Raw genomic sequence first — 22,047 nt, 5'->3', positions numbered from 1 at the left:
AAATCTAAATAAAGAAATAATTCTATTTTCTCTCTATTTTTATTCTTTTTGACATTATCTATAAACATAAAAAAACGCACAAAGCGAGTATTTCACTTTGTGCATATGTCTTTTTTATTCTTTAAGAAATAACAGATGTTGTTAATCTAGAAATACACACTTGACGACCTTCATCATCAAATATTTCTATTGACCAGACTTGGTGTGAGCGCCCTAAATGAATAGGTTTGCATACACCTCTTACCTTGCCGTCTCTAGCAGAACGAATGTGGTTAGCGTTAATTTCTAAGCCCACAATTTTCTGTTCGCCTTCAGTACAAAGATAACCCGCAACAGAGCCCAATGTTTCAGCTAAAACAACAGAAGCACCACCATGCAAAAGCCCCAAAGGCTGCTTAGTACGATGATCAACCGGCATTGTTCCTTCAAGATAATCATCACCAAGGCAGGTCAATTCAATACCTAGATGGCTCATCATATTATTTTGCCCAATATGATTAAGATGCTCGAGTGTCGTTTCACGTTTCCATATCATGGCATAATCTCCAAAAGTGCCTGTAGTGGGTGTTTTAGCTCAATATTATCAATACGTTTCACTTGACTACGACAAGAGTAACCGGTGCTTAAACAACGCATTGTTGGTAATGTTTTTAATACATTACCCCATGAGAGTTGATAAATGCCCAACGAGTTTTCATAATTATTTAGTTCATGTCCATAAGTACCTGCCATTCCACAACATCCCGTGCTCACAAATTCGAGTTGCTGCCCATAACGTTGGAAAATAGCCTGCCACTGTTTCATACTTTGTGGTAGCGCCGTCACTTCTGTACAGTGCCCGAAAAGATACCATTTTTCAGCATCATCGCGAACTGCTATTGGCTCAGATACCAATTTACTTAGCCATTCATGAACAAGTTGAACATTAAAATCCCCACGTTTATCACCCAGTATTTCACGATATTCATCACGATAACAAAGCACTAATGCAGGATCGACTCCCACCATAGGGATACCTAATTTTGCAACACGATTAAGCATGGTTGAGGTTTTTTGCGCCGTTTTACTAAATTGCTGTAAAAAACCTTTAATATGCTGTGCTTTACCGTTAGGTGAGAATGGCAATAAAACGGGCTTAAATCCAATTTTTTCAATCAGTTTGATAAAATCTGCGACGACTTTCGCATCGTAATAGCTGGTGAAAGGATCTTGAACCACCAGCACATGATGACTACGTTGCTTTTCAGATAACCGCTCTAAGTCTTCTAACGTCATATCTAACGCTTTATGCCCAGCCAATTGCTGTTTTAATGTCGGTGATGACAATAAAGGTAAATCGACCATACCAATAGCGTGTTTACTTAACGATTGCACCAACGGTTGCTTCATAAAAAAGTTAAAGAATCCCGGTGCTTTTGCCATAATCGGCGTTGTTAATTCAACATTAGCAACAATATGGTCTTTTAACGGACGTAAATAACGCTGGTGATAAAGTTCAGTAAACTTAGAACGAAACGATGGTACATCAATTTTAATCGGACATTGCGTTGAACAAGCTTTACAAGCCAAACAACCGTTCATTGCAGCTTTAACTTCATGAGAAAAGTCATATTCGCCACGTTTGGCTTTCCAAGTATTACGTGTTTTCTCGATTAAACCTCTTAAGCTAGGTTTGTTATTTTCTAGGCTAGATTCAAGTTGTTTTGGGCTAACGCCTTGCTCTGTTAATAAGCGTAGCCACTCTCTTACAAGTGCCGCTCGTCCTTTCGGCGAATGAATGCGTTGCCCACTGATTTTCATTGAAGGACACATTGGGCTTTTGGCATCAAAGTTAAAGCAAAGTCCATTACCATTACAATCTAATGCACCTTTAAAATCTTGACGCACAGATAAAGGAATTGTGCGATCAAAAGTACCTCGTTTGATAGTATCAACCTGCTTCATAGGTTCATCGACCTCTAATGGAGGGCATATTTTCCCAGGATTCAGTCTATTTCGAGGATCGAACACCGTTTTGATTTGACGCAGTTCATGATAGAGCGTTTCACCGAAAAATTCGGGGCTGTATTGCGCTCTAAAGCCTTTTCCATGTTCCCCCCAGAGTAACCCACCATATTTGGCTGTTAACGTGACAATGTCATCTGAGATGGATTTCATCAATAATTCTTGTTGTGGATCACACATATCAAGCGCAGGTCTTACGTGCAATACGCCTGCGTCAACATGTCCAAACATGCCATAATTGAGCTGATGGCTGTCAAGTAATGCTCTAAATTCTGTAATATAATCAGCAAGATGCTCTGGTGGCACACAGGTATCTTCTACAAAAGGAATTGGCTTTGCTTGCCCTTTTGCATTACCTAATAAACCAACCGCTTTTTTACGCATGGCATAAATACGGTTTATATCTGCCAGATCTTCACAGACTTGATAACCGATAACACCACTCTGACCTTCTTTCATTAATAAATCTAAGCGTTGGCATAATGATGCGACTTGTGAAGCGATAAGATTTTCATCATCACCTGCAAATTCAACAATATTAAGGCCTTGCATATCTTTATCAGGGATATCAGTGATCAACTCTTTGACGGAGTGCCACACAATATCTTCACGAGCAAGATTTAAGACTTTGGAATCAACAGTTTCAACAGAAAGTGCATTCGCTTTAACTAAGAAAGGTGCATTACGTAATGCTGAGTCAAAAGAATCGTATTTTACATTGACTAGACTGCGCTGTTTAGGAATTGGCGTGATATCCAGCGTTGCCTCAGTAATAAACGCAAGTGTTCCTTCGGAGCCTGTTAAAATTCTTGTTAAATCAAATCGTTTCATGTCATCACTAAAAACATGACGTAAATCATACCCAGTTAAAAAGCGATTTAATTTAGGAAATTTTTCAAGAATAAGCTTTCGCTGCTCTTTGCAACGAGATAAAACGGTACGATAAACTTTACCGATCGCAGAGCTCTCTTGGGCAATATTTTCTGCTAACGCGGTATCCATAGCCCGCGTTTCAAGCAGTTCACCACCTAATAAAACTGCTCTAACACCGAGAACGTGATCAGAGGTTTTACCATAAACCATTGAACCTTGCCCTGATGCATCGGTATTGATCATTCCGCCTAATGTGGCGCGGTTACTGGTAGATAGCTCAGGTGCAAAAAAGAAGCCATACGGTTTTAAAAAGAGGTTTAATTCATCTTTAATGACACCAGCTTCCACTTTTACCCAACGTTCTTCTGGGTTTATCTCGATAATACGTTTCATATAGCGAGATAAATCGACGACAATGCCATCTGTTAAAGCCTGTCCATTAGTCCCTGTTCCTCCTCCTCTTGGAGTCAGAGAAAGAGAATGAAATCGAGGTTCATCAACTAAGCGAGCAATAATAGTTACATCGGCTGTTGAGCGAGGAAAAACAACCGCCTGTGGCAATAACTGGTAAATACTATTATCTGTTGCCATAGTGAGTCTGTCAGCGTAACTGCTGGAGATATCACCGGTAAAACCGTTTTTTCGAAGGGTATCAAGAAATTCTGTTGTGAGTTCACTGACTTGCGGTGCTTGCGATATACGTGGGATCATTTGTTATAGCTCTTTAATCTAATAGTCCACATTGCTTAATTTTAGATGTTGAAATGTATGCTAAGAGGTACTTTGCCTCATTTTGTACTTTCAGACCGATACCTGTTCACCTTATCATACAATTCTGGCAAATTGCGTAGTGATATAAACAACGTGATATTTGCAATGTTTATTCATCTGCTTCTAGCATTTTTATTCGTGTAGGGATTTAAAACCATGGAAAAACCGCAGATCCATACAGATATACCCAAAGTTTTATTCACTGTTCTTTTTATTTCTTTTTTTATTATCGCCAGTTTTTGGATCCTAAACCCCTTTATTGTGGGTTTCATTTGGGCTGGAATGATTGTTGTAGCAACGTGGCCTTTACTTCTTATTATTGAAAAACGGGTAAAATATCGTTGGCTATCAACCATGATAATGATGATTTTGATATTACTGATCTTCGTTATCCCTATTATCTTATTAATTAGTAGCGTCATTGATAATAGTGCCCCCTTAATTGAATTAGCGAAATCACCATCGAATATTCAACCACCGCAATTATTATGGCTTAACGATGTCCCTATGATAGGGAGTAAGCTTTATGATACATGGCACTCTATTCTTGTCTCAGGGGGTAATGCGCTAATCTCAAAAATCCAACCTTATGTTGGGCAAGCTGCAAACTGGTTTTTTGCTCAAGCCTTAAATATTGGTCGATTTGCCCTACATTTGGGGGTGATGTTGTTATTTTCTGGCTTACTGTTTTTACAAGGTGAAAATGTCGTTTCTTGGTTGCGTCATTTTGCTATTCGCTTAGCAGGCCAACGCGGGGATGCCGCAATCTTACTTGCTTCTATGTCTATTCGCGCCGTTGCATTAGGTGTGGTTTTAACTGCCTTAATTCAGGCTATTGTTGGTGGTATCGGCCTTGCTGTATCTGGCGTACCTTATGCTACGGTATTAACCGTCCTTATGTTTATTTGCTGCCTTGCTCAATTAGGTCCTTTATTAGTATTGATCCCTTCAATTTTATGGCTATTTTGGACGGGTGATACCACTTGGGGCATTGTCATGGTGATTTGGGGGGGGGTTGTTGCAACAATGGATGGCGTATTACGACCTTATTTAATCAAGATGGGTGCCGATTTGCCTATGGTATTAATTCTCACAGGCGTTATTGGTGGGATTTTAACATTAGGTATGATTGGTTTATTTATTGGCCCTGTTGTTCTCGCTGTTGCACATAGTTTATTAAATGCATGGATTAATGAAGTACCAAAACCTAATCCTGATTTAACTGAAACAGTAGAATTTATGAATAAAAACTTTATCGAAAAAGAATAAATAATAATGGAGCATGTAAGTGTAGCTACTTACATGCTCTAAAAATAACAGAGCAAAGTTTAATAAAGATTATCAATTTAGGAATAAATCATTATATTTCTATATTAAAACTTACATCTTGAAACAAATTACATTTTTTTAAACCTGTTTGTTACCAGCAAGTTATATTCAATTTTAAATAAACCAATATTCTTTTTATTGAGATAATTCTTAGAGCATAATTAACGCATTTCTCTTAATATAAATATCAACGAAACAAATGTTTCATCGAATTAATAATTTCGCCGTTCATATTAATAGATTAATTGGCGGGATTAAAGAATATAAAATATTGCTGTGTGTAGTCTTTGCCTGTCAGCCCATGATAGGCTTTTTTTTTGCCTATTATTTAATAATTGTATAAAAAAAGCTCACATAATATTGTGAGCTTTTTATTTATAACGATGATATTAATTCTATTGTGCTAATTTTACCCAAGTTTTAATTACGGTATCTGGGTTTAACGATAAACTATCAATTCCCTCTTCCATTAGCCATTGTGCGAAATCTTCATGATCAGAAGGTCCTTGACCACAAATACCCACATATTTTCCATTACGTTTTGCGGCTTGGATTGCCATTGATAATAAGGCTTTCACTGCATCATTGCGTTCATCAAACAGTGCAGAAACCACACCTGAATCTCGGTCAAGACCTAATGTTAATTGGGTCATGTCGTTAGAGCCGATAGAAAAACCATCAAAGTGTTCTAAGAATTTATCCGCTAATAAGGCATTTGATGGAATTTCACACATCATAATGACTTTTAAGCCGTTCTCACCTCGTTTCAGACCGTTTGCCGCTAATTCGTCAATCACTTCTTCAGCTTGGCGTACAGTACGAACAAATGGGATCATGACTTCAACATTTTCTAAACCCATATCATTACGAACACGTTTGACTGCTTCACACTCAAGGGAGAAGCAGCGACGGAAATCGTCAGAAACATAACGACCCGCACCACGGAATCCTAGCATTGGGTTCTCTTCATCTGGCTCATAACGATCGCCCCCTACTAAGTTGGCATATTCGTTAGATTTAAAGTCAGATAAACGAACAATAACGCGTTTAGGCCAGAATGCCGCTGCTAATGTTGCAATCCCTTCCGTTAGTTTACTGATGTAATACTCAACTGGAGATTCATAGCCCGCCATCATTTCATTGATTTCGGCTTTCAGTGCTTCAGTTTGGTCGTCATACTCTAATAATGCACGAGGATGCACACCAATCATGCGGTTAATAATAAATTCTAAACGCGCAAGACCGACACCATCATTTGGTAGGCCAGCAAAATCGAATGCACGATCAGGATTGCCGACGTTCATCATAATTTTGAGCCCTAATTCAGGCATATTATCGATTGCGGAGCTTTGAATAGAAAAATCCAGTTTGCCATCGTAAACAAATCCTGTATCACCTTCAGCACAAGAAACGGTTACAACTTCTCCTTCAGCAATACATTCTGTTGCATCACCACAACCTACAACAGCTGGAATACCCAATTCACGGGCAATAATTGCAGCGTGACATGTTCTACCACCACGGTTAGTTACAATCGCAGAGGCTTTTTTCATGATAGGTTCCCAATCTGGGTCTGTCATGTCAGTAACCAGCACATCACCCGCTTCAATTCTATCCATCTCACTTAAGTTATGAATAACTTTAACGGCACCTGTACCAATACGATGACCAATAGCACGACCTTCAATAATAACAGAGCCACTTTCATTTAACTGATAGCGCTCCATAACTTGTTGGTTAGAACGAACTGTTTCTGGACGTGCCTGAACAATGTATAAACGGCCATTATGTCCATCTTTAGCCCATTCGATATCCATTGGACGACCATAGTGACGTTCAATCAATACAGCTTGTTTAGCCAGCTCTTGAACTTCATGATCAGTCAAAGAGAAACGATTGCGCAGTGACTCTGGTGTATCTTCGATACGAACTTGTTTACCATGTTCAACACTATCCGCGTAAACCATTTGGATCTTTTTAGAGCCAAGATTACGACGAACAATAGAAGGTAAACCTTTTGCTAAAGTTGGCTTGTGTACATAGAACTCATCCGGGTTAACAGCCCCCTGTACTACCATTTCACCTAAACCATAAGCTGATGTAATAAAGACAACTTGATCAAAGCCAGATTCAGTATCGATAGTAAACATCACACCTGAAGAAGCAAGATCAGAACGCACCATACGTTGAACACCCGCAGATAATGCAACACCACGATGATCATAACCTTGGTGAACACGATAAGAGATTGCTCGATCGTTAAATAACGAGGCAAATACATGTTTGATTGCAACGAGTATGGCATCAATACCTTGAACGTTTAAAAACGTCTCTTGTTGACCTGCAAAAGAAGCATCAGGCATATCTTCTGCAGTCGCAGATGAACGAACGGCAAATGAAGCTTCAGATTCACCTTCACTTAATGTGAGATAAGCATCGCGAATATCTTTTTCAAACTGAGGCGTAAAAGGTGTATCAATTACCCACTGGCGAATTTGATTACCTGCTTGAGCCAGTTGATTAACATCATCAACATCAACGCTATCAAGCAATTCATAAATACGCTGATTGATACCGCTCTGTTCCAGAAAATCATTAAACGCTTGCGCTGTGGTAGCAAACCCATTAGGAACAGAAACACCCAGTTCCGCTAGGTTTGTGATCATTTCACCGAGGGAAGCATTTTTCCCACCAACACGATCAACGTCATTCATACCTAATTGGTTATACCAAAGCACATTGCACGGGGTGAGGCTATTGCTGGACATTGAGAACAATCCTTTTTTAAACAATTATGAGAGAGAGAAAAAAAGAAAAACCCGCTGTCAAAACGACAACTGAAATAAGCGTATCACAATGTGATGCTGAATATAGAAAGGTGAATCGATCAACCAGAAAACTTTATTTTTTTATCCTTTATAATCACTAAAAATGCTTTAGATAATATTGTTTGATTTGCTAATTCAGCTAAAAAAAGGTGAGCGTTATGATATTAAGCTTGAATTCTATTAATTGTGATAATAATGAACCCATTGATAGAACAGTCTTTTTTATCTCTGATGGTACAGCGATTACGGCAGAGGTATTAGGCCATGCGGTACTTTCTCAATTTCCATTAAAAATGAAAAGTTATACATTACCTTTTGTTTCTACTGTGGAAAGAGCTGAAGAAATAAAACAGAAAATCTCTGAAATTTATAAAAAGAGTGGCGTTAAGCCCCTTGTTTTTTATTCTATTATCAGTCCTGAAGTTAAACAGATAATAAATAGCAGTGAAGGTTTTTGTCAGGATATTGTGCAATCTCTCGTAATACCACTTGAAAAAGAAGTAGGGATCCAGGCATCGCCAAAATTAAATAAAACTCATGGACTGACTGAAAAAAATCTTAGTAAATACGATGCTCGTATTGCCGCCATCGAATACACTCTTTCCCATGATGATGGCATATCATTACGTAATCTCGATCAAGCACAAGTGATCTTAATTGGTGTTTCTCGTTGCGGGAAAACCCCCACCAGCCTCTATTTAGCAATGCAATTTGGTATTCAAGCAGCTAACTATCCATTTACTGCGGATGATATGGATTTCTTAAAACTCCCCGCAGAACTAAAAGAATATCAGCATAAATTATTTGGCTTAACCATTGCGCCAGAACGTCTTGCCGCTATTCGTGGTGAACGCCGCGAAAATAGCCGTTATGCCTCTATTCGTCAATGCAGAATTGAATTGTCCGAAGTAGAAGCACTTTTTAGAAAAAACAATATCCCTTATCTCAACACCACGAATTATTCTGTTGAAGAAATTTCAACCAAGGTAATTGATTCTATGGGATTAGCAAGAAGAATGTTTTAACCCTTTATGGCGACTTTTTTATTCGTTTTTCTCTGTGAACGCTGTTGAAATTAGCTGAATTTCGTTTATTGTGATCTTAATCACTGGGTAGACTTACCCTGTATATTTATTGAGATGAATTATGTTAAAGACAGACGAACTACGGACTAAGGCTTTAGACAGTCTGGTAACACCAGAAACCTTAGCAAAAGAGTTCCCCATTTCTGATGAGATAATCCAAAATATCACATCAGCACGTAAACGCATTGAAGCGATCCTTACCGGAGAAGACAAGCGACTATTAGTGATTGTAGGGCCTTGCTCTATTCATGATCCTAAAGCTGCCAAAGAGTACGCCACTAAGCTTAATCAGCTAAAAGAACGCTATCATGACCGCTTAGAAATCGTCATGAGAACCTACTTTGAAAAGCCACGTACGGTCATTGGCTGGAAAGGTTTAATCTCTGATCCTTACCTCGATAACTCTTGCAACGTCAACGAAGGTATTCGCCTTGCAAGAAAGCTATTAATTGAAATAAATGCGTTAGGTTTACCCACTGCAACTGAATTTCTCGATATGGTCACAGGCCAATATATTGCAGATTTAATTAGTTGGGGCGCCATTGGTGCTAGAACGACTGAAAGCCAAGTTCATCGCGAAATGGCTTCTGCGCTTTCTTGCCCTGTTGGCTTTAAAAATGGCACTGATGGTAATACCCGTATTGCGATTGATGCTATCCGTGCCTCTCGTGTTGGTCACACCTTCTTATCGCCAGATAAAAATGGCCGTATGACAATTTACCAAACCAGTGGTAATCCTTATGGTCATATTATTCTGCGTGGAGGTAAAAAACCGAATTATCACGCAAGCGATATCGCTGATGCGGTTGATGCACTAAAACAAGTGGATTTACCAGAGCATCTTATTATCGATTTTAGCCATGGTAACTGTGAAAAAATTCATCGTCGTCAATTAGAAGTAGCCAGAAATGTTGGTCAACAAATTAAAGATGGCTCACAAGCGATTGTTGGCGTGATGGCTGAAAGTTTTTTACAAGAAGGTTCACAAAAAGTGATACAAGATAAACCGCTTAATTACGGACAATCTATCACCGATCCTTGTTTAAGCTGGAATGACACAGAACAACTTCTTGAATTATTAGCACAAGCCGTTGAAAGTCGATTTCAATAAGCTAAATACTAATAAATAGCAAAAAGGAGAGCCTCTGCTCTCCTTTTTTATTGTGTCATTCACACAAAAAAATTGTGTTAACGCAATAATTCACCTTGAGATTGAATAATACTTTGATACCAATAAAAACTTTTTTTACGTTTTCTTTCTAATGAGCCTTTTCCTTGATCATCTCTATCCACATAAATAAAACCATAACGTTTAGACATCTCGGCTTTTGACGCACTCACTAAATCAATCGGTCCCCAACTGGTGTATCCCATTACATCAATACCATCTTCAATCGCTTCACCAATTTGCACCAGATGGTCATTGATGTATTGAATACGGTAATCATCATTGATTTCACCTTCTGGCGTAACTTTATCAATCGCACCAAGCCCATTTTCCACAACAAATAAAGGTCTTTGATAGCGATCCCACAATAGATTAAGCACGATGCGAATACCTTTAGGATCGATTTGCCATCCCCATTCAGAGCTTTCTAAATAAGGATTTGGCACCATACTGAGAATATTCCCTCGCTTCATCTCATATTCTTCTTTATCTGCTGTAATACAACCCGTCATGTAATAACTAAATGACACAAAGTCTACAGTTTGCTTGAGATCCTGACGGTCTTCATCCGTTATCACAACATCAATATGATTATCTTTAAAATAACGCAGCATATAAGAAGGATATTGACCACGACATTGCACATCACCAAAAAATAGCCATTTACGATTTTCGTTCATAGCTTCCCAAACATCATCTGGCTTGCACGTTAATGGATAAACTAAGCCTCCCAATAACATATTGCCGATTTTTGCATCTGGAATAATTTGATGACACGCTTTAACAACCCTGGCACTGGCAACTAACTGATGATGTATGGCTTGATAAATTTCTGATTGCGTTCTTTCACCCGCTAATCCAACTCCCGTCATTGGCGCATGTAATGACATGTTAATTTCATTAAAGGTGAGCCAAAGTTTGACTTTATTTTTATAACGCTGAAAAACACTACGGGCATAATGCTCAAAGAATTCGATAGTTTTACGATTTCCCCAACCACCATATTCTGTTACCAGATGATAAGGCATTTCATAATGAGATAAAGTTATAATTGGCTGAATATTGTATTTAGCCATTTCATCAAATACACGATCATAAAATGCCAGCCCCTCTTCATTAGGCTCAGATTCATTTCCCAATGGAAATATACGACTCCACGCAATAGAGGTTCTTAAACAGGTAAATCCCATTTCGGCAAAAAGTGAGATATCTTTTTCATATTGATGATAAAAATCGATGGCAATATCTTTGATACAAAAACCATTTCTTGTTCTTTCAACCACAGAACCAAAAATACCTTGTGGTTGAACATCTGAAGTACTTAATCCTTTACCCGCAGTTAAATAAGCGCCTTCAACTTGATTAGCGGCGACAGCACCACCCCATAAAAATGTATTAGGAAATTTTTTCATTGTTAACTCCTTATTTGTAATTAACGCTGATAAGCGCTGAACCTGAACTCATCGATTTATTTAATTCCAATCCAGTAATTGAACTGTAATCATCGGTATTACTCACAATAACGGGGGTTGTTAAATCGTAACCAGCCTCAAGAATTTTTTTACGATCAAAGGTGAGTAATAAGTCGCCAGTTTTAAATTTATCCCCTACTTTAACTTTCGGTGAAAAATACATTCCATCTAACTTAACGGTATCAATTCCAACATGAATAAATAACTCGATACCCTTCTCACTTAATAAGCCCAAGGCATGACCCGTTTTAAAAAATGACGCAACTTCACCATCAAAAGGCGCATAAACCTCACCAATACTTGGAATAATGGCGACGCCATCGCCTAATAAACCACTAGCAAAGGTTTCATCTGGTGTGTTTTTTAATAAGATCACCACACCTGATAACGGTGAAAAAATAGTTTCTTGCGTTGGATTTTTCCCAGCGCTATTAAATGGCGTTGCTGGTAATTGAATAGAAGATCTAGACTCTGCGTTATTTTCCTTTTTCAACCCAAATAAGCACGTTGCTATACACGCAAAAACAAATGAAATTAACGAGCCAATAATGGCACCCCAGACGGTGCTATCAATTCCCGTTGCAGGAATAATTTGTGTGAAAGTGAAAATATTTACCAGACCAAACGAAAACGTAAGTGTGTTGCTATAACCGACAATCGCCCCACCAATTCCCCCCCCAATACAAGCAAAAATAAAAGGTCGACGCAGAGGTAAAGTCACTCCATACACCGCGGGCTCAGTAATACCAAAGATACCCGCTGTTACCGATGAACCAGCCATAATACGTAATTTAGTATCACGAGTTGCCCAGAAAACCCCAAGTGTTGCGCCCACTTGTCCTGCAATTGCGGGTAATAATAGAGGTACAAGCGCATCTTGACCCAATACACTCAGATTATTAATACTAATCGGTATAATGCCCCAATGCAGACCAAAAATAACGCACACTTGCCAAATTGCCCCCATAATCGCACCGGCCACAACAGGTGTTACGTTATAAACAGCTTGGAAACCGTCTGCAATCAGCAAACTTATCCATGTTGCTAAAGGCCCTATAACTAAAAAAGTCAGCGGAACAATAATTAATAGGCACAATAACGGAGAAATAAAATTTTTCATGGATGAAGGCAAAATAGTGTTTAATTTTTTTTCTAATAAACAGCTCACCCACGCAGCAAAAATAATAGGAATAACCGACGCACTGTAATTAATAAATGTGACTGGAATACCTAAAAAGTATTCCGTGGTTTGTTGTTGAAATGCCGCAAGCATTAACGGATGCACTAATGCACCACCAATCGCCATAGTTAAAAATGGATTTCCTCCAAATTTATTTCCCGCGGTATAGCCTAAAACAAGCGGGAAAAAATAGAATAGTGAATCACTTGCAGCAAATAGGATCTGATAAGTTCCATTTGAGGCTGACAACCAATTTAAAGTGACGACTAATGATAATAGCCCTTTTAAAATCCCCGACGCAGCCATGATCCCTAATACTGGGGTGAAAATACTGGAAACAATATCTATAAAATGGCTAAAGATATTATCCTTACGTTTTTTCTTTTTGTTATTACTGCTATTTTCACTTTGAGTATTTCTATTTTGTACTTCACCGATAAGAGCAATAATCGCTTTATAAACCTCACTAACATGATTACCAATAACAACCTGAAATTGCCCTCCACTTTCAACGACTGTAATAATGCCTGTGTTCTGCTTTAACACTTCAGCATTGGCTTTAGTGTCATCTTCCAGTTTAAAACGCAAACGTGTTGCACAATGTATAACACTGGCGATATTGCCTTTTCCACCTACATTATCAATGATCTGTTCTGCTAATGTTCGGTATTCCATACTCAATTCCTTTATGACTTAAATAATGAAATGCTTAACCACCAATGAATATGTAAAAAAAAACCTGACTACCCCCATTAATAAATGAGAGTAAATCAGGTTTTGCCTACCGAATATCGGTAGTAACAATCCATCACATTTTAATTTAATATTTTTATATCAACACAATATACCTTAACAATTAATCGTGTCGTTTCTTTCTTATCCGTTCAATATGGATCACTAAAAACATACGCTCTTCATCCGTTAACTCGCGCTGATATTTATTCAGTAAAAACTGACTTATTTTTTCTGCACAGCACCAAGAAAGCGGATAATTTTCTTTGATAACAATATGCATAGAAATATCATCATTAGGCACTGTGTCTCGACTCATCATTCTGTGGGTAAAAAACTTCAAATGCGTAACAAATCTTTGGTAATCTAAAGTATCTTCTTGATATTCAATATTAAAATGATACTTAACAATATTCATGACTTCATGCATGATAGTCATGGTTTCCATCACAGCTGGCATATCACCCGTTAATTGCGCATTAACAAAGTGAAGAGCGATAAATCCCGCTTCATCAACCGGTAATGTTACTTGTAACTTTTGTTCAATCAGCTTTAATCCTTCTAATCCAAGTCGATACTCTTTAGGATATAAACGCTGAATTTCCCACATCATCGTATTTGAAATAGCCAAGCCTTTTTTCTGTCTTTCAATAGCATAATTGCAGTGATCTGTTAACGCGATATAAATATTTTCATTAAGCTCTCCTAATTGGCAGCGAGCAACAGAAATAATACTATCGCAGACTTTCATGACAGAAATTGGAATGTGGCTTAATAACTCACTTAACCGAGAAATAAGTTCGTTGCTACGTAACTCAAATATTTTCTCAATTTTATCTTGTTCAACGTCTTCATTTACTTTCTTTTGAAACGCCAATCCCCTTCCCATAACAACGAGCTCTTGGTTATTTTCACTTAAGGCAATGACCACATTGTTATTTAATATTTTTGCGATCTTCATTTTATTTCCCCAAAAATGAAAAAACCCGATAGTCCCATGACAATTCATGGTCTTATCAGGTTTTGCCTACCAATATCATTGGCAGTAACAATCCAGTAAACTCGCTTTTACTGTAAACAAATCCGAACCGTTATTCAAATCACAAATTTTAAAAGTGTGAGTTTCACATCATTTTTATGCCTCAAAAAGTTTTTTTCATTAGATTTATTTCTCAATTAAACCATTTTATTTATTATTGATTAATTTATTCATTTTTTAATTTTATTTCTTATCTATAAGAGTAAAAATTTTAATCTAACACCACATTCAATCTATTATTTATAAATAATAAAATATGTCCAATTTATTATTATCATATGAACTTGATCACACTTATTAATACTAATCATAAATAGTGTATTTTTTTATTATATTTGGTGCTAACGTTATCGATGTTGGATTGTTACTGTTAAAAACAGGCGAAACCTACGTAAGATAAATAGAACAAGCATAATGCCATTTATGTCTTGTCTCATTTCTCTAGCGTAGGTTTTTTTTTGCTTATTAAAAAGACCATTCTATGGGGATTATTATGAAAAAATGGCTTATAGCATTAATTTTAGCAATAAGTACAACAACCAGTTTTGCTGCAGAAACAGCTATGGATGTTAAAGAAGATGACGGTATCACTATCTATTTTGCTCGTCATGGCAAAACGTTGCTAAATACTTTTGATAGAGTTCAAGGTTGGGTAGATTCGCCATTAACAGAAGATGGTATTCGTGTTGCTCGTTATTTAGGTGAGGGTTTAAAAGGGATCCCTTTTGATAATTTTTATTCTAGCGACGCTGGACGTCAACGTGAAACAATGAGCGTAATATTAAAACAAGCGGGTATCGAGAATTATAAATTAAATGAACTTAATGGATTACGCGAAGCTTTCTTTGGTGGATTTGAAGGCGGATATAATAAAGATATGGCGGATGCAGGTGCAAAACAATTAGGCCTTAAAGATGGCGCGGCTTTATTTGCTCAAATGAAAGCTGGCACCATCACTGCAGAGAAAAACCAAAACGCGTTAGCCGCAGCTGATCCTAAAAAAATGACAGAGAATTATCAGCAAGTAAAGGAACGGACTCAAGCTGCACTTCAGACCATTGTTAAAAATGCCCAAGAACGTGGTGATAAAAATATTCTGGCAATTTCATCGGGCATTGCAATGCAAATTATGATCTCTGATTTAACTAATGATATTGCAAAAAATAAACCACTCTCTAATGCCGCTATTGTTAAAATTATTTATAAAGATGACCAATATACTGTAACTGAAATTGGCACATTAAAATATGTCGAGTTAGGAAAACAGTCTTTAGATAAAAAATAAAATTAATATCTAATCATTCAATGTAGTTATTAAATATAGTTATTCAATATGGTTATTCAGGCGAAATATTTTCGCTTGAGTAACTACGCCTATACCTCGGGGAATATTATGAAAATAAAGATGATAAGTATCATCATACTTTTATTAATTAATCCAATAAAAGCATTAGCTGAAACAGCAGAAAATAATATCAAAGAAACTACTTTTATTAATAATGTATTTGAAGATCCTTTATTTAGCCAATCTACTATGTCGCTATCATTAAAAAATTATTGGAAATACTTAAAAGAAGAGGATACAGGTAAAACCCGTGTCCATAATGCATGGGGACAAGGCGTTGGGCTTGATTTTAAATCTGGTTATTTCGCTGATATTATCGGCTTTGACGTTGCTTATTACGGGGCGGTTAAATTGGGTGCGAGTGATTATTTTAATTCTCGTGGCGTTTTGTATAATCGCGGTGAAGGGAATAATAAAAACAATGCCGAAGGTTACTCTAAATTTGGTCAACGTAATATAAAATTACAATATCAACTTGCTGATATTAATTTTAGTACCCGTTGGGGTTGGCAGACAATAAAAAATTTTGGTGTAATTTCTAATTCAACACGTTTATCACCAACTACTTATTCAGGTTGGACTGGAGCGATCAATTATGGTGCACTAACATTACGAGGTGCTTATATTGAAAACTCTATGGATCGTAATTCACCTGATAAAAAACAATTTCAAACCAATAGTGGCAAATATATTAATCATATCGCTAGTGGTGATTTATTGTGGAAAAGTAACAATCTAAATATACAATATGGATATGGTGAAAGCGATAATTACCTACGCCGAAATATCTTATTTTTAAATATAAAGCCTATAAAAGAGCTAAATATAGGTACACAAATTTATGCAACTCAGGCCTTAGATAAATATAAAATAATGCCTGCGAATAAACGTGACTTTGATAATAATGCTTGGCATTTTGCCATAGATGGTAAATGGCAGGCGGATAATTGGAGCACTAAATGGGGATTAGGTTATACCAATGCAGATAAATCCAATGAAGTGGGTTTTTATCCTCGAGCAATGAGTAAAAACTCACGAGGTACGTTTACTTCAATGGCGTTTGCTGGAAATGATTATATGCGTGATGGTGAAATTGTACTTTCAACGATGACTGATTATAACCTAACTCCTGAGCTAGCCATTGGGATTGCAAGTAATATTGCTCAATTTAACTATCGAGGTAATCATATTCGCACAGGTGAAATTAATACATTCAGCCGTTGGGTTCCGACTAATTCAAAACTCAAAAATCTCACTGTTTGGGCAATGTTTGGGCCTGGTTGGTCTTATCAAATGAAAGGTAAAACCCCTGTTCTAACTGAGGGTAAATATCATCACGCCAATACGCTCTCGTCAGAAGTTATCATCGAATATAAATTTAATTTATTTTAATTATTATGTCTCATCATTTTGGTGAGACATATTCCCTCTTCCCTATCGCATATTTAACGCTTAATCACGATAGCATTATAAAAAAATACCTTTTGTCATTCAGGTTATTAATCCTTTGTGTGATTTTTCTTCAGTTTCTCTTTCACATCGCCCAAATGATTCACAATATGACTTAAATTTACGTTTTCACGTTAAAAAAAGCTTGTCTAAACACTTTTGTTAACGATAATGATTATCAGAATGATAACGCTTATTACTCTTAGTGTATTATGAATAAAAAAGCTAATAATTTGGAGAGTTCTTTAATCAGACAGAACTCTCATTCTTCAATAATTCAATCTATTAATAGCGTTGAATTATTAGGCAAAGATGGCGTGGTTTACATTCAACATAACGGAGAGTTGTATCAACTACGTCAAACAAAAGCAGGAAAACTGATCCTGACTAAATAATCTTTTTTGACAATAACGTGCAAGCCACCTATCGACTCAGCTAGGCAGCCAGCTAAATAACTCCATATACAAGGGCTTTTTATGGATATTTATGGTATGTGTATGCTGAAAAAACATTTCAAATATTCAGGTATAGCAACAGCACTTTGTCTGCTGTATTCCCCTATTACCTCTGCACACCTTGAAAATACAGGAACGGACGCTCTTACTGTTATTGGCTATAACGACGATCGATCCTCAGATTTTCACTCTGTTATTGATGCTTCTTCAGCTAAAACACAAACCGCTTCAACTGCGGGAGAAATATTAAAAGATGTTGCTGGTGTAACGTTATCAGGAACAGGTATCACGAATGGCGCAAATATTCTGATGCGAGGATACGATCAAAAAGGCGTCAAGATCCTCGTTGATGGTATTTATCAACCACTAGAAAACACCATAAATAATTTAGGTGGTGTCTTTCTTGATCCTGCTTTAATTAAACGTGTTGATGTAAAACACGGCTCTGCATCCACTTTGCATGGTGCTGGTGCTATGGGGGGAGTTGTCGCGTTTAATACTCTTGATCCTCAATCTATATTAAGTACGGATAAAAAATTAGGCGCAAAACTATTTAGCTCAGTTTCATCAGCAGATCGCCATTTTTCTTATGGTGGCATTATTGCAGCAAGACACGATATTGCAGAAGGCTTATTTGCGTATAGCCAACGTCAACGTGGTCCTATTCGTCTTGCTAATGGTGATAAATTAGAAAATCACGAGCATATTAAAAATTTCTTTGCAAAAGCCTATTTTTATCCAACTGAAAATCAAACGCTTATTATTTCAGCTCGCCATTATGATAATTCAGGTGAACAACGAGAAGTTTTGCATCGAATGGGTGGATTTGGCAAGAATGAAAGTAACCAGATGCAGCGCGATACTCAGCAAAAAAATTATGCGCTCACTCACCACTATGCTTCTGATACAAACTCATGGTTAGATTTAACCACTTATCTTTACTATTCACAGTTTGATATTAACCAAACTTTTTTAACGGATACTAAATTAACAACGTCAGATTTAAAAAAAAATATCCAAGGTAAAATAGGTAAATACGAAGCACGTACACAATCAACTTACGGGCTTAAATTTGAAGATAATGCCAGTATCAATTGGTTTGACACATTCAATCAATCTGTGATTATTGGTACAGAAGCTTATCAGCAGAAAATGCAATCAAATGAAGAAGCAAAAAACTTTCCTTTAGCGAAAATGAATTATATCGCAGGTTGGTTGCAAAGTTCTCTCAGTACACCATCACTCCCTCTCACACTCACAACGGGTATACGTTATCACTATTACAAAAATATACCTGGTGAAGGACTTGATCCTTTCTTCAGTAAATTTTCGGCTAAAACATTACAAGCAGAAAAACATACATCGAGTTATCGAGGAACAACTGAAAATATCACGTTAGCATTCACACCAACACGTTGGTTACAACTTTATTCTACCTATTCAACTGCGTTTCGCGCGCCAACTTTAAATGAAATGTTTAATGATTCATTCCATTTTAAAGCGGGTTTTTTTAATGCGCATTGGGTGCCTAATCCAAACTTAAAACCTGAAAGAAATAGCACTTGGGAATATGGCGCTGATTTCTCATTTAAACAGCTTTTATCACAACAAGATAAACTCATTTTAAAAGCAGCTTATTTTGATACTAAATCAAAGGATTACATTACTTATGGTCCTTGGCATTCAAGTTCATTTGCGGGTAAATTAAATCTCCAAGCATTTAATATTCCCGAAGCAATGATTGAAGGTATTGATCTTAGTCTGCGTTATTCACACCCATTAATTTCTCTAGGTTTAAGTTATAACCGTACTCATACCCTTGAGTTAACCACACATGAAACCATTTCGCCTGTTCGCCCTGAAATACTGACGACCTTTATTCAACTTCCTGTTACTAAAACCCCATTCTCATTAGGGTGGTCAGGAAAATTCGCTAGTGCTACTGCCAATAAAGGTACACATCGAGGACAAGCGCCTCATGTAAAAGGCAAAACCACAAATCGAATGCAAGAACTTATTACCCAATATCCGGGCTATGGTATTCACGATTTTTCAATTAGTTATCAATCTCAAAACAATAAAGATATTCAAGCCGCGTTAGTGCTCGCCAATGCGTTTAATCGAGAATATTTCTCAGCATTAGGTGTGCCACAAGAAGGTCGAAATATCAAAATGTCCATCAGTTATCGCTGGTAGATGAGGAGCAATAATCTACATAACAAAGGGCTGTATTTAACAGCCCATTAAATAACGGAGATCCATCTACATGTCTCAGTCATCCCTATTGATTAAATTCAGTTTGCTGGCAATTGCAGTTTCTTCTGCTTGTGTATCTGCACAAGAGAAGACGCAAACTAATGAGAAGAAAAAAACAGAAGTGCTTACAGTTTATGCGACGGGTAATGAGCGTGATAGCTTTACATTACCTATGATGTCAACAGTTATAAAAAATAACAATGCGTTGTCAGAAACAGCAGGAAGTGCTTCTGAATTACTTCGCCATGTGCCTGGCATTTCAATTTCAGGCGCAGGTCGTACTAATGGTGAAACCATCAGTATGCGTGGATACAGTAAAAATGGAATACTGACACTTGTAGATGGCGTTCGCCAAGGAACAGACACCGGTCATATCGACAGTATTTTTGTTGATCCTCTGCTTATAAAACAAGTTGAAGTTATTCGTGGTCCTTCTGCTCTTTTATACGGTAGCGGTGCCCTTGGCGGTGTTATCGCTTACGATACGGTTGATGCAAGCGATCTACTTTCAAAAAACGAACAAGGCGGCGTACGTGTTACAGGTCTTGGTAATACAGCACAACATAGCCAAGGTCTTGGTGTAACAGCTTTTGGCCGACATGATAACCTTGATGGACTCGTTGCATTATCAGCCCGTGATAAAGGTGATACTCGTTACGGTGGGGGTTATCGCGCTCAAAATGACGAAACCATTATTAATCTCCTTTCTAAAGGACGCTGGTTAATTGATGATAGCAACACATTAAGTGGGCAATTCCGCTATTACCATAACAATACAAATCAACCTAAAAATCCTCAAGTTGCCAGTGACCCAACATCTGCAAACGTAGAAACTGATCGCACCACGACACAAAAAGATGTTCAGTTAACCTATCAATTTGATCCTTCAGATTCACAATGGATTAATTTGAAAACACAGGCTTATTACAGTGAAGTTGATATCAATGCCAAAACGATACAAAAAGGATTTGAAGGTCGAGAGCAAAAAACCTATGGCGTAAAACTGGAAAACCGCTCACAAGTGGGTACGTACAGCTTTGCATCACATGGCTTTACTTATGGTGGCGAGGTTTATAAACAAAAACAATCACCAAGCCAAAATGCAGAAAGCTTCCCACAAGCCGATATCCGTTTTATGTCCGGTTGGGTACAAGATGAAGTCACTTTACGTGATTTACCTGTCTCCCTAATTTTAGGAACACGTTTTGACAAATATAAGAGCCAAAACGATCGTTATGATGATATTACCGCAGACAAATGGTCATCAAAAGGTGCAATAAGTATTACACCTACCGACTGGTCAATGCTTTATACCTCTTACTCACAAGCATTTAGAGCACCAACTTTAGGTGAGATGTATAACGATGCGAAACATTTTGATGCACCTTTCCCTGGAGCACCAACAAACTATTGGCGCCCAAATCCTAATTTAAAGCCTGAAACCAATTCAACCACTGAATATGGATTCGGTTTTCAATTCGACGACTTATTATCTAATAATGATAATCTGAAAATTAAAGCTGCCCATTTCAATACTCGCGCAAAAGATTATATTGATGCAGATGTTGCTATTTTTCAGGGATATACACAGTCAACAAATATTCCAAGAGCAACTATTTGGGGATGGGATGTTTCGATGAGCTATCAATCAAAATTCTTTAATTGGGATTTAGCTTATAACCATACCAAAGGAAAAGATAATGCGACAAATGCCTCAATTACCTCAATTGAGCCAGATACATTAACCAGTCGCTTTGATGTTCCTGTACCAAGTACCGATTTTTCTGTGGGTTGGGTCGGTCAATTTACCAAAAAAACGGACTTTACCAAACATGACCGTTTTAATCGCCCAACCAATCGCCAACAAGCAGGTTATGGCGTTAATGATTTCTACCTTCGTTATGAAGGTAATGCCTCATTAAAAGGATTAACAACCTCATTTGTACTGAGTAACGCATTTGATAAAACTTATTACTCTTCTGCAGGTATTCCTCAAGAAGGTCGAAATGCAAAAGTACTTGTAAGTTATCAGTGGTAATTAACAATAAAATCAACGATATA

The 22,047-nt window shown here is 37.3% G+C and carries 14 protein-coding genes; 8 read left to right on the top strand and 6 right to left on the bottom strand.

What is annotated here, in order from left to right; translation table 11 throughout:
- Window positions 1–121: 121 nt before the first annotated feature.
- Window positions 122–535, bottom strand: a complete 414-nt coding sequence (gene menI / locus ACNARN_RS00520; RefSeq protein ID WP_109372431.1) for a 1,4-dihydroxy-2-naphthoyl-CoA hydrolase — start codon at window positions 533–535, stop codon at window positions 122–124.
- The gene (locus ACNARN_RS00515; protein WP_198625568.1) at window positions 532–3,588 is read right to left on the bottom strand and encodes an FAD-binding and (Fe-S)-binding domain-containing protein; all 3,057 of its coding nucleotides are present in this window, start codon (window positions 3,586–3,588) and stop codon (window positions 532–534) included. The genes menI and ACNARN_RS00515 overlap by 4 nt, the downstream gene beginning before the upstream one ends.
- A 216-nt stretch (window positions 3,589–3,804) precedes the next feature.
- Between ACNARN_RS00515 and ydiK the strand changes: the two genes are divergently transcribed.
- Entirely contained in the window at window positions 3,805–4,917 is a 1,113-nt protein-coding gene (gene ydiK / locus ACNARN_RS00510; RefSeq protein WP_198619612.1) for an AI-2E family transporter YdiK, read from the top strand.
- 455 nt (window positions 4,918–5,372) lie between these two features.
- Here the strand turns inward: ydiK and ppsA are convergent, their stop codons facing one another.
- Window positions 5,373–7,745, bottom strand: coding sequence for a phosphoenolpyruvate synthase (ppsA, locus tag ACNARN_RS00505; protein ID WP_198619613.1), 2,373 nt, complete (start codon window positions 7,743–7,745; stop codon window positions 5,373–5,375).
- 218 nt (window positions 7,746–7,963) lie between these two features.
- Between ppsA and ACNARN_RS00500 the strand changes: the two genes are divergently transcribed.
- Together ACNARN_RS00500 and ACNARN_RS00495 are read left to right on the top strand one after the other, a co-directional pair.
- On the top strand, window positions 7,964–8,830 hold the full coding sequence (locus tag ACNARN_RS00500) for a pyruvate, water dikinase regulatory protein (protein ID WP_198619614.1): 867 nt from the start codon (window positions 7,964–7,966) through the stop codon (window positions 8,828–8,830).
- A gap of 121 nt (window positions 8,831–8,951) precedes the next feature.
- Window positions 8,952–10,001, top strand: coding sequence for a 3-deoxy-7-phosphoheptulonate synthase (locus tag ACNARN_RS00495; protein WP_198619615.1), 1,050 nt, complete (start codon window positions 8,952–8,954; stop codon window positions 9,999–10,001).
- A gap of 77 nt (window positions 10,002–10,078) precedes the next feature.
- Here ACNARN_RS00495 and ACNARN_RS00490 read toward each other — a convergent pair whose 3' ends face one another.
- From ACNARN_RS00490 to licT, 3 genes are all read right to left on the bottom strand, one after another.
- Entirely contained in the window at window positions 10,079–11,470 is a 1,392-nt protein-coding gene (locus ACNARN_RS00490; protein WP_198619616.1) for a glycoside hydrolase family 1 protein, read from the bottom strand.
- Between the two features lie 10 nt (window positions 11,471–11,480).
- Window positions 11,481–13,385: a PTS beta-glucoside transporter subunit IIABC gene (bglF, locus tag ACNARN_RS00485; protein WP_198625565.1), complete on the bottom strand. Its 1,905-nt coding sequence runs from the start codon at window positions 13,383–13,385 to the stop codon at window positions 11,481–11,483.
- 181 nt (window positions 13,386–13,566) lie between these two features.
- Window positions 13,567–14,403, bottom strand: coding sequence for a BglG family transcription antiterminator LicT (licT, locus tag ACNARN_RS00480; RefSeq protein WP_416304005.1), 837 nt, complete (start codon window positions 14,401–14,403; stop codon window positions 13,567–13,569).
- 571 nt (window positions 14,404–14,974) lie between these two features.
- On the opposite strand from licT, the gene ACNARN_RS00475 reads away from it, so the two are divergent.
- The 5 genes from ACNARN_RS00475 (at window position 14,975) to ACNARN_RS00455 (ending at window position 22,024) form a co-directional block, all read left to right on the top strand.
- Window positions 14,975–15,766 (top strand): histidine phosphatase family protein, encoded by a 792-nt coding sequence (locus ACNARN_RS00475; RefSeq protein WP_416304004.1) that lies wholly within the window; start codon window positions 14,975–14,977, stop codon window positions 15,764–15,766.
- A 108-nt stretch (window positions 15,767–15,874) separates the two neighbouring features.
- A complete protein-coding gene (locus ACNARN_RS00470; protein ID WP_198619620.1) occupies window positions 15,875–17,218 on the top strand; it encodes an OprD family outer membrane porin in 1,344 nt (447 codons plus the stop codon).
- A gap of 269 nt (window positions 17,219–17,487) precedes the next feature.
- Window positions 17,488–17,670, top strand: coding sequence for a hemin uptake protein HemP (gene hemP / locus ACNARN_RS00465; RefSeq protein ID WP_198619621.1), 183 nt, complete (start codon window positions 17,488–17,490; stop codon window positions 17,668–17,670).
- An 81-nt stretch (window positions 17,671–17,751) separates the two neighbouring features.
- The gene (locus ACNARN_RS00460) at window positions 17,752–19,926 is read left to right on the top strand and encodes a TonB-dependent receptor domain-containing protein (protein ID WP_198632651.1); all 2,175 of its coding nucleotides are present in this window, start codon (window positions 17,752–17,754) and stop codon (window positions 19,924–19,926) included.
- A 70-nt stretch (window positions 19,927–19,996) separates the two neighbouring features.
- Window positions 19,997–22,024 carry a TonB-dependent hemoglobin/transferrin/lactoferrin family receptor gene (locus ACNARN_RS00455; protein ID WP_198619623.1) on the top strand — a complete coding sequence of 676 codons (2,028 nt, stop codon included), beginning with the start codon at window positions 19,997–19,999 and terminating at the stop codon, window positions 22,022–22,024.
- Window positions 22,025–22,047: the final 23 nt, after the last annotated feature.

Origin of the sequence: Proteus sp. TSJ240517, from assembly GCF_047921575.1 — a bacterium.
Lineage (GTDB): Bacteria > Pseudomonadota > Gammaproteobacteria > Enterobacterales > Enterobacteriaceae > Proteus.
The sequence above is the reverse complement of the archived record's forward strand: the minus strand, read 5'-3'. Positions and strand labels throughout refer to the sequence as shown.

Coding starts and splice junctions, on each gene's coding strand:
- menI (WP_109372431.1), bottom strand. CDS start 535: ATGATATGGAAACGTGAAACGACACTCGAGCATCTTAATCATATTGGG.
- ACNARN_RS00515 (WP_198625568.1), bottom strand. CDS start 3,588: ATGATCCCACGTATATCGCAAGCACCGCAAGTCAGTGAACTCACAACA.
- ydiK (WP_198619612.1), top strand. CDS start 3,805: ATGGAAAAACCGCAGATCCATACAGATATACCCAAAGTTTTATTCACT.
- ppsA (WP_198619613.1), bottom strand. CDS start 7,745: ATGTCCAGCAATAGCCTCACCCCGTGCAATGTGCTTTGGTATAACCAA.
- ACNARN_RS00500 (WP_198619614.1), top strand. CDS start 7,964: ATGATATTAAGCTTGAATTCTATTAATTGTGATAATAATGAACCCATT.
- ACNARN_RS00495 (WP_198619615.1), top strand. CDS start 8,952: ATGTTAAAGACAGACGAACTACGGACTAAGGCTTTAGACAGTCTGGTA.
- ACNARN_RS00490 (WP_198619616.1), bottom strand. CDS start 11,470: ATGAAAAAATTTCCTAATACATTTTTATGGGGTGGTGCTGTCGCCGCT.
- bglF (WP_198625565.1), bottom strand. CDS start 13,385: ATGGAATACCGAACATTAGCAGAACAGATCATTGATAATGTAGGTGGA.
- licT (WP_416304005.1), bottom strand. CDS start 14,403: ATGAAGATCGCAAAAATATTAAATAACAATGTGGTCATTGCCTTAAGT.
- ACNARN_RS00475 (WP_416304004.1), top strand. CDS start 14,975: ATGAAAAAATGGCTTATAGCATTAATTTTAGCAATAAGTACAACAACC.
- ACNARN_RS00470 (WP_198619620.1), top strand. CDS start 15,875: ATGAAAATAAAGATGATAAGTATCATCATACTTTTATTAATTAATCCA.
- hemP (WP_198619621.1), top strand. CDS start 17,488: ATGAATAAAAAAGCTAATAATTTGGAGAGTTCTTTAATCAGACAGAAC.
- ACNARN_RS00460 (WP_198632651.1), top strand. CDS start 17,752: ATGGATATTTATGGTATGTGTATGCTGAAAAAACATTTCAAATATTCA.
- ACNARN_RS00455 (WP_198619623.1), top strand. CDS start 19,997: ATGTCTCAGTCATCCCTATTGATTAAATTCAGTTTGCTGGCAATTGCA.